The 16893-nt window shown below is 38.0% G+C and carries 14 protein-coding genes; 11 read left to right on the top strand and 3 right to left on the bottom strand.

Annotated elements, in window-relative coordinates; genetic code table 11:
- The first annotated feature begins 59 nt into the window (after positions 1 to 59).
- Entirely contained in the window at positions 60 to 680 is a 621-nt protein-coding gene (locus OL225_RS10480; RefSeq protein ID WP_264518201.1) for a helix-turn-helix transcriptional regulator, read from the top strand.
- A gap of 35 nt (positions 681 to 715) precedes the next feature.
- Positions 716 to 1363, top strand: a complete 648-nt coding sequence (gene hxpB / locus OL225_RS10475) for a hexitol phosphatase HxpB (RefSeq protein ID WP_264518200.1) — start codon at positions 716 to 718, stop codon at positions 1361 to 1363.
- Positions 1364 to 1479: 116 nt separating this feature from the next.
- Here hxpB and OL225_RS10470 read toward each other — a convergent pair whose 3' ends face one another.
- Positions 1480 to 2106: an RNA polymerase sigma factor gene (locus OL225_RS10470; RefSeq protein WP_264518199.1), complete on the bottom strand. Its 627-nt coding sequence runs from the start codon at positions 2104 to 2106 to the stop codon at positions 1480 to 1482.
- 241 nt (positions 2107 to 2347) lie between these two features.
- On the opposite strand from OL225_RS10470, the gene OL225_RS10465 reads away from it, so the two are divergent.
- From OL225_RS10465 to OL225_RS10430, 8 genes are all read left to right on the top strand, one after another.
- On the top strand, positions 2348 to 3304 hold the full coding sequence (locus OL225_RS10465; RefSeq protein WP_264518198.1) for a FecR family protein: 957 nt from the start codon (positions 2348 to 2350) through the stop codon (positions 3302 to 3304).
- Between the two features lie 47 nt (positions 3305 to 3351).
- Positions 3352 to 6642, top strand: a complete 3291-nt coding sequence (locus OL225_RS10460; RefSeq protein ID WP_264518197.1) for a TonB-dependent receptor — start codon at positions 3352 to 3354, stop codon at positions 6640 to 6642.
- 314 nt (positions 6643 to 6956) lie between these two features.
- Complete coding sequence (locus OL225_RS10455; protein WP_047375841.1) at positions 6957 to 8249, top strand: hypothetical protein; 1293 nt, start codon at positions 6957 to 6959, stop codon at positions 8247 to 8249.
- 77 nt (positions 8250 to 8326) lie between these two features.
- Positions 8327 to 9250, top strand: coding sequence for a T9SS-dependent choice-of-anchor J family protein (locus OL225_RS10450; RefSeq protein ID WP_047375537.1), 924 nt, complete (start codon positions 8327 to 8329; stop codon positions 9248 to 9250).
- Between the two features lie 178 nt (positions 9251 to 9428).
- Positions 9429 to 10172, top strand: coding sequence for a hypothetical protein (locus tag OL225_RS10445; RefSeq protein ID WP_264518196.1), 744 nt, complete (start codon positions 9429 to 9431; stop codon positions 10170 to 10172).
- A gap of 6 nt (positions 10173 to 10178) precedes the next feature.
- Positions 10179 to 11519: a S41 family peptidase gene (locus OL225_RS10440; RefSeq protein WP_264518195.1), complete on the top strand. Its 1341-nt coding sequence runs from the start codon at positions 10179 to 10181 to the stop codon at positions 11517 to 11519.
- A gap of 181 nt (positions 11520 to 11700) precedes the next feature.
- Complete coding sequence (locus OL225_RS10435) at positions 11701 to 11970, top strand: hypothetical protein (RefSeq protein WP_047375532.1); 270 nt, start codon at positions 11701 to 11703, stop codon at positions 11968 to 11970.
- A 79-nt stretch (positions 11971 to 12049) separates the two neighbouring features.
- Positions 12050 to 12772 (top strand): sterol desaturase family protein, encoded by a 723-nt coding sequence (locus OL225_RS10430; protein ID WP_264518194.1) that lies wholly within the window; start codon positions 12050 to 12052, stop codon positions 12770 to 12772.
- 10 nt (positions 12773 to 12782) lie between these two features.
- Here OL225_RS10430 and OL225_RS10425 read toward each other — a convergent pair whose 3' ends face one another.
- Positions 12783 to 13205 (bottom strand): MarR family winged helix-turn-helix transcriptional regulator, encoded by a 423-nt coding sequence (locus OL225_RS10425; protein ID WP_047375530.1) that lies wholly within the window; start codon positions 13203 to 13205, stop codon positions 12783 to 12785.
- A 51-nt stretch (positions 13206 to 13256) separates the two neighbouring features.
- On the opposite strand from OL225_RS10425, the gene OL225_RS10420 reads away from it, so the two are divergent.
- Complete coding sequence (locus tag OL225_RS10420) at positions 13257 to 15506, top strand: excinuclease ABC subunit UvrA (RefSeq protein WP_264518193.1); 2250 nt, start codon at positions 13257 to 13259, stop codon at positions 15504 to 15506.
- Between the two features lie 345 nt (positions 15507 to 15851).
- Here OL225_RS10420 and OL225_RS10415 read toward each other — a convergent pair whose 3' ends face one another.
- Entirely contained in the window at positions 15852 to 16886 is a 1035-nt protein-coding gene (locus OL225_RS10415) for a phytase (protein WP_264518192.1), read from the bottom strand.
- Positions 16887 to 16893 lie beyond the last annotated feature (7 nt).

The raw sequence follows: 16893 nt of genomic DNA, 5'->3' as shown, positions 1-16893 counted from the left end.
AGATTATAGAAAATGACTATATTTGTTGTTGAAAAATAAAACAACCTAAATATTGTCAAATGAAGAAGCCGGCAGCGGATCGCATTCTGATGTTTTTAAAGATGAGAGGTGAGGTTACATCACTTCTTATTGCTGAAGAATTGTCGATTACGAAAGAAGGGGCAAGAAAACATTTACTGAATCTTGCTCAGGAGGGATTGATCCGGTCTTCAGTGAAGAGCGAAGGCGTGGGGCGTCCATCTACTTATTATACCCTTACAGAAAAAGGATTGGCTCAGTTTCCTGATACCCATGCAGATATAACTGTCCAGATTCTGAAATCAGTGAAAAATCTTTTGGGTGAAAATGCATTGGAGTTATTAATCAGTGACCGTGAGAAGAGTACTCATGAACGATACGAAAAAGTACTTTCTAAGGCAAAATCTTTGGAACAGCGCCTCGAATCCCTAGCAAAAATACGGAGTGAAGAAGGATATATGGCAGAATGGAAAAAAGAAGGAAAAGATTATTTTCTGATCGAAAATCATTGCCCGATATGTGCTGCCGCAACAGAATGTCAAGGGTTTTGTCGCGCCGAGCTATCTAATTTCCAATCACTAATAGGAAAGGATCATAAGGTTGAAAGAGTAGATCATATTATTTCCGGCGGACAGCGCTGTGTTTATAAAATCAGCCATTAATTCATCATTTATAACTTATAATTATCATTCAAAAGATGGCTTTAAAAGCAGTAATATTTGATATGGACGGTGTGCTGATAGATTCAGAAAAATTCTGGACTCAGGCAGAGCTTGATGTATTTTCATCTTATGGAGTGCAGGTCACGGAGGATCTTGCAGCACAAACCAAATACATGACCACTCAGGAAGTGACAGAATTCTGGTATGAAAGATTTCCATGGGAAAATTTTGATGCATCTGATTTAGAAAATAAGGTGGTTACAAGAGTGATAGAAATGATAAAGAACCAAGACTGTACAATGTCTGGAGTGCAGGAGTTTATTAAAAATCTTAAGAATAAAGAATACAAGATAGGACTGGCAACTAATGCTCCTTTGCGTGTAGCTAATGCTGTTCTTGAAAAGCTTCAGGTTAGTGATTTATTTGACACTGTTCACTCATCAGAGTTTGAAACTCATGGAAAACCTCATCCAGCTGTTTATCTTACTTCTGCAAAAAAATTGGGTGTTTCTCCTGAACACTGTATTGCTATTGAAGACAGCCACTCAGGATTAAAAGCGGCGAAAGGAGCTGGAATGCAGACTATAATTTTCACCAATAATGACGAAAGCATAAATTCAAACCTTGCCGATTTTAAAATCCTGGATTTTAATACAGCTTTTTTACCGGTGTTTGGTGAGTAGCGAATAGTGAATAGTGAATCCGCTTCGCTGTGAACTTTAATATATGCTACAAAAATTGACGATTGACTGCGTAGCAAATTGATCATTGACACAACCCCAACCCCGCAACCCGCATCTCAATACCTCGTCAACACCTCCATCAACAAAAGAATAGAAACCAGTTTTTTAGACGACTGATATTCAGGATTCAGTTGTTCGCGGATTTCCCCCAAAGCTTTGCTTAATTTATTACTTACTGTCTTATTGCTTACTCCTAATGCTTCTGCGGTTTCATTAACGGACATATTTTTCCGGATTCTCATATCATATACCTGTTGCTCCGTTGAAGGAAGCTGGGCAACCACTTCATCAATCATTAATAATAAACTATTGATTTCATTTTCCTCAAGGATCTCAAAATACTCTGTATCCGATATCTCAAATTCATTAGGGATGTCAAACTCATCAATGCTCAGCGTGGGAGGGGCTTTTTTATAATTGTTATAAAAGTCAAGGATGCGATAATGAAGATGGCGGAGAAGGTAGCCTTTTGCACTTTCGGAGTCATCAGTTTGTATCGTATCTGTATTCTCAAGGATCTTTATCCATAGGTTCTGAAGGATTTCCTCAGCAATTTCTTTATCCCGCGTGCGCACAAAAACAAAGCTATATAGACTATCCCAGTATCGGTCATACAGCAGCATAAATGCAGGACGGTCGCCTGATTTTATTTTCTTTAATAATGTATAGTCTGTTGGGCTCATATTGTGTTACAAAATTACCTAAAGGAAAATTAACTTTTTGTGAACTTTGGGGATGGTAAGATTAAATATTTCTGAAAAAAGAGGGTTAAACAAGATGTTAATGTTTAGTAAATGTGAAAAACAACGAAAATTATTAACAATTTGGTTGTAATGTGAATATAACATTAACAATACCCTGGGGAAGTTTTTCATTTTCACGGTCTTATAGATAGAAGTATCTGTGAATACTATGAAAGACTTTATGAAAAAACATTTAACATATAAAAATATTGAAGCCTTTGTTTTCAGACTTTGGGAACGGGAAGTTTCTGATAACCCAATTTCTGAAAAGGAAAATGAACTTTTAACAAAATGGAGAATCCAGACTGAAAAAGATCTGGATACTGTTCATAGAAAAGAATCCAGAGAAAGGGTATTATCCGGACTGGAGCATTATTTTTCTCAAACAGATATTATTTCTATACATTCTGCAAAAAGGTTGAAAACAAACCTATATAAAATGGCAGCAGTTATTATTCTGCTTTTGTCGCTGGGAGGTATTTTCACCTATACCATGTTCATTAAGCCCGATGTTTATCTTGCAAAATCAGAAAACCGTATTGTTCATCTTGAAGATGGATCTGTAGTTACTCTTTTACCAGGCGCTGAACTCACTGTTGATAAATCATTTCCTGCCTCTACCAGGGTTGTGAATTTAAAAGGAGATGCCATTTTTTCCGTGGCTAAGTCAAAAGTACATCCTTTTGTAGTGCGTGCTGATGGTTTCAGTACTAAAGTATTGGGAACAGTATTTAAAATCTCACAGTCCGGAAAGAAAAAAGCGGTTGATCTTTATGAAGGAAAGGTGGCTGTATCCTCTCCCGGAGTTCCGGTTTCTTTCCTTAAGCCTAATCAGAAATGGACAAATTTCGGGATTGCACATACTACAGCGATCATTTCAATAAGTCCGGTGAAAAATGCGGCCAGGAAAATTTCTGCAATACTGTCTTTAAGCTTTAATGATGTTCCTTTAAAAGAAGTGGTAGTTGTTCTTGAGAGTAACTATAACACAAAAGTATTATATCCTAAAGATGCTGAAGACAAGAAGATCACTGCTGACTTTACCGGAGGAACAGTAGGAGAAAATATTGAATCACTGGCCTTCATCCTTGGATTGGAAGTACAGAAAAAAGAAAACACCTATATCCTGAAAAAATAAAACACTACTAAAAATTAAATAATCATAATCAAGAGAACACTTTAAGTATGAAAAGTTTGAAATGTGGGATTACCATAGCAGCCTTATTTTTTACTGTAGCCGCAGAAGCACAGGAGTTGGTTCAGAAAGTAACATTTTCTGTACCTGCCAACAGACCGTTGATTGAAGTTTTGGAGGAATTTGCCGGAAAAACGGGAATGAGGCTGGCTTATTCCAAGGTAGATATTAAAGAGCTGAAGGTAAAAGGAGTGAAATGTGAAAATACATCCGTTAATGGCTGTCTGAAAGATATTACCAATGGACTTCCCGTTGTGTACCGTCTGCATGGTGATCTTATTTCAATAAAATATGAAAGTTCTAACATCTCTGTACCGGGAAACGGACGTATTTCCGGTAAAATAGTGGATGAGGTAGGAAATCCCATTACCGGAGCAGAAATTAATATTACCCAGAAAACCGTAGTAACAGATAATAACGGAGATTTTACAATAGATCTTCCCTCAGGAACTTATAATCTGACGATAAAAGCTCCAAAATACAATACACTGAGAGTTGAAAAACTATCCGTTATTAATAAAGAAACGAACTCCGTATCATTTGCCCTGAACAAGGCTTCTGATAAAATTACAGATATTAAAGAAGTCGTGATTACTGCAGCGCGTAAAGCAGATACCCAGGCAGGGCTTCTTGCTCAACAGAAAAAAGCGGCACAGATGAGTGACGGTATTTCAGCAGAACAGATTTCTAAAACACCGGACAGCGACGTAGGAGGGACTCTGAAAAGAGTAACGGGAATTACCACTATAGATAATAAATATGTAGTAGTACGATCTATGGGTGAACGATGGAATACCGCAGCCATGGACGGAATTAATCTCCCGAGTACAGAAGCCTATAATCAGAATTTCTCATTTGATATCATTCCTACTGCCATGGTGGAGAGTGTCGTGGTGAGTAAATCTGCAACACCCGATATGAATGCCAGCTTTGCAGGAGGTTATGTGGAAGTGAGAACCAAAGATATTCCCAACGAAAATTTTACAACTGTAACCATGGGAACTTCTTATAACGATCAGTCAGCATTTAAAGAATTCCTGACACGCAAGCGGGGAAAGTATGATTATTTCGGATATGATGACGGGACAAGGGATTTTCCCAAAGGTCTTGAAGCGGTAAACTGGACGGATCCGAAATTTTTTGAACAGTCCAGACAATTTACCAATGACAATTTCAGTACCTATAAAACCAGAGGTGACATGGGATCCAACATTCAACTGGCATTAGGAAGGACATACGCACTCAAAAACAACAATAAATGGGGATTTGCCGGAGCATTTGTCATCAGAAATGAACAGAATAAACTGGATATAGACCATACGGGAAGAGGAAACTGGCTGGATACCACAGGAATGCCGGATGCAAACGGGCAGATTCCGTTTTACAACTTCAAAAACAGTGGAGCTTCCTATAACTATAATTCTACGTTGGCAGGGATGCTTAATTTCGGGTTACAATTAGGTAAAAACAGAATTTCATTCCGGAATTCCTATACCCATATTTTTGACAATACTTTGACGAGAGTAACCGGATGGAATGAATACTCAACCGGGAGCGGAATGGCTGCCAATGCAGAATTAGCCTATAATTATTTCTACCACGGAATTATCCCCAATAATGATCCGGCTCAGATCAAAAATTTAGACAAACCTTATACCGATAATACCAACTATCCGATTTTTCAGACCCTTTTACAAAATAAAATCGAAGGAAATCATAAAATAGGAAATACAGAAATCAGCTGGTTTGGGGCGCGTACAGGAGTTTCTTCCGATACCAAAGATTATACACAGTATATTACCCGGTATGACTTTATCGGAAATGAAATCTTAACCTTTCATAAGATCTACAATTCCGGAGCCGATTTTTACAGAGGATACATTGAAAACAGAGAAACAGATTACAACTATGGAGCTTCTGTAAAATGGGATATGGATGCCGGAAATTTTAAGAACACTATTAAAACCGGATATGCCGGAGCTATAAAAAACAATACCAACCAACAGCAGAAGTTTTTTCTTCGTGTTGACGAAAACCGGGACGTTCCGAATAGCGAGAAGAACTATTTGACGATGTATGGTTCACTTGCTGACTGGTTTAATGGTACCCATTATGTTCCGGGTGGTATTGGTTGGGAAACCAAAGCATTGTACAAAAATGACAAATATGAAGGAGAAGTCAATCAGCATGCTGTGTATCTCATGTTCGACAACCGTTGGAAGAATAAATTGAGACTTGTCTGGGGGCTGCGTGCAGAATATTTTAAATATGATATGATTTCCCAGCAGCTGGATGCTTCCGACTCCAAATACATCACGAGAACAGCTATAGATGATAAGCCATGGCAGTGGATGCCTTCCGTGAATTTTACGTACAGTCCTACCAATAAGATCAACCTGAGGCTTGCTTACAATAAATCTGTCATCCGTCCTCAATTTAATGAAAGAACAGGACTTCCGTATTTTGATCCTATTGCCAATGGTTTGATTTACAATACGGAATTGAGCTCATCAGTGATTAATAATTATGATTTTAAGTTTGAATGGTTTCCAGGACTCGGTGAGATATTTTCAGCAGGATTGTATTACAAAAATATTGACAGACCTATTGAGCGTGAAGGCCATATTTCCAGTGAAGGAAACCTTTTCCTATACAATGGAAATTCAAAAAATGCAAAGCTGATAGGAGTAGAGGCGGAGATAAGAAAAAGTTTAGGCTTTATTGCTGACGGAACTTTTATGGAAAAGCTTTTCATAAGCGGAAACTTTACCTATAACCATACCAAAGTAGTGGCTTTTAAAGATCTGTATAAAACAGGTGATAATGATGAAACCTATGAAGTGAAACGTCCGCTTTACGGCCAGACTCCTTATGCCTACAATCTTGGATTGGTCTATGACGGAAACCGGTTAGGGATGAGTTTTTTGTATAACGCAAAAGGAGACCAGTACATCACGGTAGGATATGCGTACAAAGGAGAAGAAATCCAGCGGCCTTATGCAGTGGCAGATGCTCAGATCTCTTATAAATTCCTTCGTAACAGAAATTTTGAAGTAAAATTTAATGTAAGAAATCTCTTCAACAGGGTAAAAGAATATTATAACAATTTCAATTCTTATCTGGCTGCAAAAGATGGAGGGGGAAGTAATGTGGGAACAGAAAGGGAAGGCTGGGAACTTCTTCCGGGAGCAACAGACAGGTATGATAAAAATATTGACAAGATTATGTTCCGGGCTTACAGCGGAAGAATGTTCAGCCTAAGCGTGAATTATACTTTTTAAAAAATAAGTGCACCAAACACTATAATTATAAAAAAGAGCTCAAGATAGCATCGTACAGGTTTCGGTAACCTGATCAAAAACTGGAAAAATACTGATGAAGCGCACAGCAGTACCGGTTCAGAAAAAAACCGAGCGTTAATGGCTTTTCCCAGGTATTAACGGTTTCTACGGGAACTTCCCCAATGCAGCTCCTCCTGCAGTGACGGATGAATTCTAAAAACCAAATCGAAGGAATAGAGAGGCAGATATTCCTGAATATTAAAAAACTGATCTGGTATAAAATAACACGACCGGATTTATTAAAAATTATAACAATGAAAAGACTAACTCTAATTGCAGTGGCAGCATTATCTCTTACAGCTTGTCAAAACGATCAACTGGCGGATTCATCATCTCCATTTGAAATGAAATCTACTTCTGCTGAGTACCTTACAGCTTCGGCTCTTCCGGTAACCAGCGTAAGCGGTGATATTACTTCAAATACAACATGGAGCGGTGTAGTTGAATTAGACGGAGTTGTAACGGTAAAAAATGGTGCTACACTAACAATCCAGCCGGGTACATTCATTAAAGCTAAGCCAAATACAAGCAATACTGCTACAGGAGTTTTGGTAATTGCTAAAACAGGAAAAATTAATGCAGCAGGTACTGAAGCTCAGCCAATCATTTTCACAAGCTACAAATTGCTGGATGGAAATGAAGATACAACTGCTGCTCCTGGTGATTTCGGAGGAGTTATCATGTTAGGAGATGCACCTACCAACACTCCGTTCACAAAAACAATTGAAGGACTATCTGGTCCGGATTTCTATTACGGGGGTACTAATGCTTCTCACAACGGTGGAACATTGAAGTATGTACGTATTGAGTTTGCAGGATTCGATCTTTTAGCTCCGAACTCAGGAAACGAAATCAATGGTCTTACTTTAGGAGGAGTAGGAAACGGAACTACTTTGGATCATATTCAGGTATCTTTCGGGAAAGATGACTCTTTTGAATTCTTCGGTGGTACTGTAAACGCTTCAAACCTTGTTTCTTTCGCTGCGGATGATGATAACTTCGATTTCGATAACGGATATACAGGAACTATTACTTGTGCTCTTGCTTTGGCAGATTACAACTCTACACACAGTCTTAGCGGATCAAGCCCGGATTCTAACGGTATCGAGCTTGATAACAATGCAGACGGTTCTTCTACATCATTGTTAACTCATCCGGTTATCAACAACCTTACGATCATTGGTTCTAAGAACTCTACTAAAGGTGCTTTGTATGAAAACGGAATCCACATCAGAAGACATGGTAGATTAACATTAAATAATGCTGTAGTTACAGGTTACCCTGTGGGAATCAAAGTAGAAGGTACAGGTTCTGAACTTTCTTCAGCTTCAGCATACAACACAATCCAGATCCACGGATTTACGACTTCAGTTACAGGTACTGGAACAGCAGGAATTCCTGCAGCTAACCTTGCGACTGGTACTCCTGCATCTCTATGGGGTATGAGCCAGCCTTTCTTCAACGAAGGTGGTTGGAATGTATCTCCAAGAAACTGTGGAAACTTCCAGGGACTTTGGACAAAATACAATTTCTCTATTGTAGAATAATAAAAACTTTAAAAAAAGCAGGGAACAGCACATGCTGATTCCTTGCTTTTACTTCAAAAACCTTAATAATCAGCATTATGAAAAAAATAATTTTATCATCTGTTCTGTTTTTATCTCATCTGGCTGCAGCACAGTCTCTGGTATGGGGAAATTCTTTTGATACTCCTGCTGACCTTCAGGGATGGACTTTCCATGATTTGAACAATAATGGCAACGGATGGGTACAGGGGCAGAACATCTATCACAACGGAATATCCCTGGCGTATGGAACTACAGGCGTTCTTCGTCACTCTACCAGCTTGGTTCCAACTGGAAGTGCTACGGGATTTGGTACAGAAAATGACTGGATTATTTCTCCTCAGATTGATCTTACAAATACTGCAGGAACTGTTACTCTGGCCGCTTATATCGGAAGACAGAGATCTACTCATACCATTGTTGCCAGAGAGCTTTTTATCTATGTAAGCACGCCGCAGAAAGAAGTTCCTGAGTTATCAGACTTCCAGGCAATGACGGTAGATGCAAATGGAAATGACGTTCAGAGTATCTACAAAATACAGGTAGGTGACTCAGCCAATCCTTTTCCGGCTGATCTTACCCAGTTTGTAGAATCCCTTGTAGATCTTTCTGCTTTTGCAGGGAAGAAAATCTATATCGGAATGTGGTCAAACAGAAAAACAAGCGGAAATAACGTTCAGAATATCAATATCGATGAAATGGGGATCTACACTACTTCATTTTTGGGAACTAAGGATGTAAAAAGAAACAAAATTGTAACACAAATAGCAGAAAATCCGGTAAAAGAATCTTTACAGCTGCAGCTTAATCCGGCATTGAAAGAGAATATGACGGTGGTAACCCTTTATAATGCAGCAGGACAAAAAGTACTTACCGCTCAGTATTCCAAAGCGATTAATACAGCAGGTCTTACACCTGGAGCTTATATAGCAGAAATCACAGACGGAAAGACTACGGAAAGATTGAAGTTTATTAAAAAATAACTCTTCTTCCTTTAGAAACTGATTCCAGAAACACCATGAATTTTTTATATAAAAAGAATGGATAGTATTTGATAAAGGCTATCCAGAACATATCCAACTAGTTTTTTTATAATTATATATTGCCCTGCTTTGGGTAGGGCAATATTTTTAAGTTTTACAATGAAATAATTGAAGAAAGATGAATAGAATCTTCGCATTACTACTATTATTTACTGCACTGTTTTCATGCACAGACAGCAACACGATGGAGTTGTATGATAAAGTACAGAAACCCGGAGAGGTTAATATCAAAGGATTTTCCAAGCCTGATATCCTTCAGCTGAGATTCAACGGAGCACCTGTATCCATTGACGGAAAAACCTCCTATACCAATAAAATAGAAACCCAGCTTCAGTTTGTCCTGGATCAGGGAGAAACCAATAAGCTGTCTGTATATAATAATGAAACAGGAACTGAAATTGCAAAATACAATATTACTTATGACAATATAAATGATTTTAAAACCTTATACTTTTTCAATCTTCCGGGGATTTATCTGCAGACTTATGCTGTAAAACCTCAGGTTAATCTTGGGAAAGTGGGGTTTGAATTTATTTTCCCAAATCTTGGCGAACTTTCAGGGACTTCTCTGGAAAATGTAAAAGGTGTTCTGAAAAGAGAAAACGGAGTAGTGCTCGCAGAATTTGACAATATCGGGAAAGACAACTTTACCGCAGTGAAAATTTATAGTTTTTTCAGTTCTACAGCTCCGGTATATCTGGAATTGTATAAACCGGGAACTACAGAACCTTATGCAGGATCTAAAATGATTCAGGTGAAATTGAAACAGCACACAGGAGCAAACATGATTGTTCTTCAGGAAAAAATAGAAAATGGAGAATGGGTAGTAAAAGGAGATATTGATGTCGCAGAATATCTGTAATTGAGTATGAAAAACTTTTTAAAACTTCAATGCATTGCCATCGTAGTCTTTCTCATTTCGTGTACGAATAATAATGACGAAAGCGCACCTGTTTTTCCGGAAGGGAGTACAGAATCTGTGAATCTCTGGGTTCAGGACAGCATGAAACGGTATTATTACTGGGCAGATCAGATGCCTGCGAAACCTGATTACAGGCTTCCTGTAAAGGATTTTTTTAAGAGCCTTCTGTCTTCTCAGGACCGTTTTTCTTTCATGGTGAATACTGAAGATTCTTCCAGCTATCCACGTTCTATAAGGAATATGTACGGCTTTGATTACACCGTTGTTAAGCTTGCCAGCAATCAGGTTGTTACCATCATTAAGCTGGTTCTTCAAAATTCTCCGGCCTTTAATGCAGGTCTGGAAAGGGGAATGATTATTACCAAAATCAATGGAAAAGTTATTACCGCAGCAAATGCTGAATCAATGGCCTCATCCATTAAAGACCAGACCGTTGTAGATCTTACCGTAGGGAAATGGCAGAACGGAACGGTTGCTGATGAAAAAAATATTACCGTTTACTATGGCTTCTCTTTTGAACAACCCATTTTATCTAAAGTTTTCGAGAAAAACGGTAAAAAAGCAGGATATCTGTATATCTATGATTTCCCGGACGGAATGACACAAACGCTGAATCAAAAATTTACAGAATTTAAGGCTGCCGGAGTACAGGAACTGATTCTGGATCTCCGCTACAATTATGGAGGTTCGGTATCATCTGCTGCTGCACTTTGCTCACTGATTCCTTCAGGGTTATCATCTGGCTCACCATTCATCATTTTTAAAGGAAATAAAAACGGGGGGGAAGTAAAAAGAACATTTGCACAGCAAATTGCCTATGATCCTAAAGCTCTTGATTTTGCCACTTTACGTGCTAATGCTTTGGGATTACAGAAAGTATTTATTCTCACATCGAACAGTACAGCATCTGCTGCGGAAATTGTCATCAACAATCTGAAGCCGTATATGCAGGTTATTCAGATCGGAGATACTACGTTAGGTAAAGATATGGCCGGATTTGTAGTGGAAGACAAGCGGAAACCAAGAAAAATTTCCTGGCAGATTCATCCGGTAATTTATAAAGTATTCAATGCCAATGGAGCCGGAGAATACAGCAATGGAATTTCTCCACAGGTCATTGTCAACGAATATGCCGGGCTGCCGCTATTACCTTTGGGTGATCCTAATGAAACTCTTATTTCTTCAGCCCTTAACGGAGGGTATTTCAAATCCGCAGGTCAGGAAAAGAATGGAGAGGCTAAGATTTTATTTCAGAGTGATGTCCCTCCAATGGTGACAGGGAAGTAATTTTGAATGAAAGGATGAAAAAGCAAAAGAGCCAATTTGCTGAATTTTAATAATGAAAAATAAAAAATAAGATATAGAATAGTAAAAGTAAAACCTATAAAAATTTCTTCGCCATTTTGCGACTTAACTTTTTGCCAGTTTACTTTCAATCTATTCAGTAAATCAATAAAATCAAAAAATCATGCAGGGAATAGAACCGAAACTTCACATGAACCTGACCAGCCGCATTGAATACTACCGTCTGCTGATAGAAGCTGCAGAAGATCCCGAAAGCCAGCCTTCGGATGTGGCTACACAGATTTCAGAACTGGGTCATCTGTATGAAGAATATCTGCTTAATAAAAAGAATCTTGAGAACAGCATCAAAAACTATCGGCAGTATCATAATAATTTACGGAAAAACCTTACCGTAAGACTTCGGGAGCTCAGAAGAAAGGCAAGACAGAAATAGTGTCTGAAATTGACTTTATCAGCTGATTTTACTGTGAAATTCATACCTTTATGACTTCAAGTTGAAGGATAACAGGTTTATGAATTTTAATCAAACAGAATTTTTCGGTTATTTGCATCTGTTCTGGCAGTTTTCCTGGCCGCAGTGGATGATATTCAGCCTTATCATTAACAGTTTTCTGTACCTGTTTTCTATAGGTTTATATGTTTTTATTGAAAAGACCTGTCGTAAAAGTCAGCTGCAGGAAAAAAATCATCCTGTTACAAGATCCGATTTCTACCTCAGCCTTTTTACCATAATCTGTAACAGCTTTGTCATGTTGCTGGGAGCATTATTATGGAAAAACAGATGGATTGTTCTTGGAGAAAATCAATCGGGAGTTGAGATAGCAGCTGAAGTCATTGCCTTGCTTCTTCTGATGGATCTGCTGATGTATTTCTTTCATTATGGAGCTCATCTGCCTTTTATCTATAAAATTCTGCACAGAAAACATCACGAGCATGTAAGTACCAATTTTCTGAGCCTTTTTGTTCTGCACCCTTTTGAAACTATAGGATTTGGTTTGATGATGCTTGCTTTACTCATCGGTTATGATTTCTCAGTCATTTCCATTTCCATTTATCTTTTGCTCAATCTCATCTGGGGAACCATAGGACACCTGAACAGAGAATTTTTTCCGGCTTCTTTTGACCACTTCTTCGTGGGAACCACAAGGTTTCATAATGTGCATCATCTGGATGAAAGCAAAAATTTTGGATTCTATACTTCTATTTGGGACAGGGTATTTGGGACCTATAAGTAGAAGAAAGGTATTACAATTTTACATGATTCAGGACTTTGTTTAGCAGATAATTAAAATTTTCCAATTCTTTAGCAGTCAGTATGGAAGCTGTCTGTCCGGTAATGTTTTTACGGAAAGTTTCTGAATTTTCTATGATAAACCTTCCCTTATCCGTTACTGAAAGATTGTATTTTCTATGATCTGTTTCTTCCTGTTTCTTAATAATTAAATCATTACTGATCAGAAATTTAAGTTGCTTGGAGATAGCTGCCTGGCTGATATTAAATGCTGTTGAGATTTCCCTTCCTGTGGCTGTTTCTTTTCTTAGAATAAATTCAATGATATTATAATGTGCCGCTGTAACTCCATTAATATTTCCCCGGTTCATATGAGCCAGAATAAGACATTGGAAATTAGTAAATGTGTTAAAAAACTCTTTTTCAGTGTGTTTCATGATAAATATACTTAACTTAGTTAATTATTAACAAAGTTAAGTATTTTAAATATGGAAAATATAGAAATTACCAATGCCCGGCAAAATAATCTCAGAAATATTTACATAAAAATTCCAAAATATAAGATTGTGGTGTTTACGGGAGTATCAGGATCCGGGAAATCTTCATTGGTTTTTGAAACCATTGGAGCAGAAGCTCAAAGGCAGATTAATGAAACCCAGAACAGTTTTATCAGAAACCGTCTGCAGCATTATGGCCTGCCTGATGTAGATAAAATTGAAAATTTGAATGTTCCTATCATTATCAATCAGAAGCGGTTAGGAGGAAATGCCAGGTCTACGGTGGGAACAGCGGCTGATGTGTCTGCTTCTTTAAGACTATTATTTTCGAGAATGGGAGAGCCCTTTGTAGGCTATTCTAACGTTTTTTCATTTAATCATCCGCAGGGAATGTGCCCGGAATGTGAAGGACTGGGCTTTGTTCAGACCTTGGACGTGAATGCTTTAATTGATCGTGAAAAATCCTTACATGAAGGCGCAGTCCGGTTTCCGACCTTTCAGCCGGGTGGATGGCGTTTAACAAGATATACCTTGTCCGGATATTTTGATAATGATAAAAAACTGAAAGATTTTACCGAAAAAGAATGGGAGATTTTGCTGCATGCACCAGAGCATAAACCTAAACATCCCCATAAAGACTGGGGAAAAACCGTAAAATATGAAGGGATTGTTCCAAGAATAGAAAAAGCGTTCCTGAAAAAAGATTCCAAAGAAAATATCACAAGAAAAGATGCCCTGAAGAATATTGTGATCACAAAAACCTGCCCTTTATGTCAGGGAAAACGGTTGAATGAAAAAATCCTGTCCTGTAAGATCGAAGGAAAAAGTATTGCAGACTGTATGGCTCTTTCCGTGGACGAACTGCTTGAGTTTATTACTTCGCTGGATTCAAGACAATATGAAGTCGTCATCAAAGAACTTTCAGCAAAACTTCAGAATATAATGACCATCGGATTGCAGTATCTGACTCTTGACAGGAGTACCAACACCCTTTCCGGGGGAGAATCTCAGCGTATAAAAATGGTACGGAGTCTGGGAAACAATCTGATAGATCTTTTGTACATTTTTGATGAACCCAGTATTGGTCTTCATCCCAAAGATCTGCAAAATATTATCACCATCATACAGCAGATCAGGGATAAAGGAAATTCTGTCTTAATTGTAGAGCATGATCCCGACCTGATAAAAATGGCAGACCATATTATTGATATAGGCCCGGGCTCAGGAAGAAACGGGGGAAAAGTGGTATATGAAGGAACATTTAAAAACTTAAAGAGTTCAGCCGGCAAAACAGGTTCTTATTTTGCAAGGAAACCGTTTATAAAACAAAAATTCAGAAAATCTGATGGATACCTGGAAATTAGAAATGCCAACAGGTATAATCTTAACAATGTGACTGTAAATATTCCGACCGGAGTAATGACAGTTGTAACAGGAGTTGCAGGATCTGGCAAAAGCACTCTGATTAATCGTATTCTGCCGGAGCTTTATCCTGATGTGACCATTATTGATCAATCTTTGTTTGCTGCAAGCGTCCGCTCTAATCTGCTTACTTATCTGGGGATATCAGATATTGTGCGAAAGCTTTTTGCACAATCTAATCATGTTTCAGACAAACTGTTCAGCAGAAATAGTGAAGGAGCCTGTAAAAACTGCAAAGGATTGGGAACAGAAAGAATTGATCTTGCTTTTATGGATGATATTGAACAGCCTTGTGAAGTTTGCGGAGGTTCGGGATTTGATCCTGATGTATTGCAATATATCTACAACGAAAAAACAATTGTGCAGGTTATGAATCTGACAGTCTCTGAGGCTATTTCTTTTTTTAAGGAAGAAACGGTTCTTAAAAACTTTGATCTGCTGATACAGCTGGGGCTCGATTATCTGACTTTGGGGCAAAGGCTGGATAGCTTTTCCGGAGGTGAAAGACAGCGCCTTAAACTCACAAAAGAGCTGAAGAACACCAATCAGATTATTGTTCTTGATGAACCGAGTACAGGGCTGCATCCAAGTGATACACAAAAATTACTGACTTTTTTTAATAACCTTGTAGAGCAGAATAATACACTGATTGTCATAGAACATAATCTTGATATTATTTCACAGGCAGACTGGATTATTGATATGGGGCCGGGAGCAGGAAAGTTTGGTGGGAAAGTATTGTTTGAAGGTATTCCACAGGAGCTATTGAAAAACAAAATATCATTCACTGCAGAATTTCTGAAGAAACATATTCAGTAAAAAGTTTAGCGTACATTATTATTTAAAACGCAAAGATTAAATGTAATTAATTCATATGAGGAGGCAAAGTATAGCAGTAAAACTGCTTAAAAAGCTTATGGATAAGCACTAGCTTCATCAGTCGATTGCAAATCGGCTTTTTCTTAGCTCCCTTAAAATAGTACGTAATGCAAAACAGCCTTTGCGTTGAAGAATTCTAAAGTCCTGTTAAGTTATTAAGAACAATGAAGAGTATTAGGTTGAACTCAGCTCATGAGATTGCTTCACCTTTGGTTCGCAATGACAGTATAGCCCAACTTAATACTCTTAAAACCTTATCAACCTTAATGGTTTAAATGTTAATTTTTATTTACCAGTTTTCACTGCTGATTTAATGGCTTTTTCAACTATTCTCCAATCGTAAAAGTGAAATACTCTGCCATTACTCATCGCAACGAAGACACCTTTAGGAAATTTGGGACCTAAATTAACATTCGTCACTTCAGAACCATCACTTTCCAGCGTAGAAACAGGAATTTCTGCAATTCTTCCTTTTGACTGGTCTTCTCTTAGATAGACGTTGAATGTGTCATTCTGCTGATTTGAAACAAGAATATATCCCTGTCCTTTAGCAGTAGGATAGATTGAAATTCCTTCCACATCAGATTTGAAATCACCTTTCCCGAAAACAGATAATTCCTCATTTCCCTTTTCCGGATCTGCATAATATTTGTGAACTCCGAACTGCTCATCAGAATAATAGATATAGCTCATTTCATCGTCTACAGCAATGCTTTCAATCTCTTTCAGTCCGCTGTATTTTCCGAATTTACGAACAACTTCTCCTGTGATGAATCCGTTCTTTTCAGTCAGTTTATACTGCCAAAGGTAGCCGTCAGCAGGACCGGATTTTCTTCCGACAATAACAAAGATTTCTTCTGTCTGTGGATTTTTATATAAAGAAATTCCCATCGGGCCGCGTTCAGATTCTCCATCAAATACAGAGATTTCTCCAATTTCTTTCAGCTCAGGAAGTGTATATAATTTTACCTTGTTGGTTTCTCTTTCCGTTACGGCAGCGATATCTGTTTTTTTACCGTTTAGCATAAAACCATATTCCAGATCAACGTTATTGGGACGTTTCAATCCTAAAACTTTATGGGTGATCTTTCCGTTAAGGTCAAAGGCGTACAAACCTCCATCAGTATCTTTATCAGTTCCAATGATAATACTTTTTGATGCATCCTGTGGATTAATCCATATGGCGGGATCATCCGTATCATGAACTACTGTTTCTGTAATAACAGCCGGTTTTAATTTTTCTATTACTTCTTTCTGCCCTGTACAGTTGATCACCAAAGGAAGGACCGAAAGAGCCAATATATAATGTATGTTTTTCATGTGTATT

Source organism: Chryseobacterium viscerum, from assembly GCF_025949665.1.
In the GTDB taxonomy this organism is placed as follows: Bacteria; Bacteroidota; Bacteroidia; order Flavobacteriales; family Weeksellaceae; genus Chryseobacterium; species Chryseobacterium viscerum_A.
This window is presented reverse-complemented; position numbering and strand designations above follow the sequence as displayed.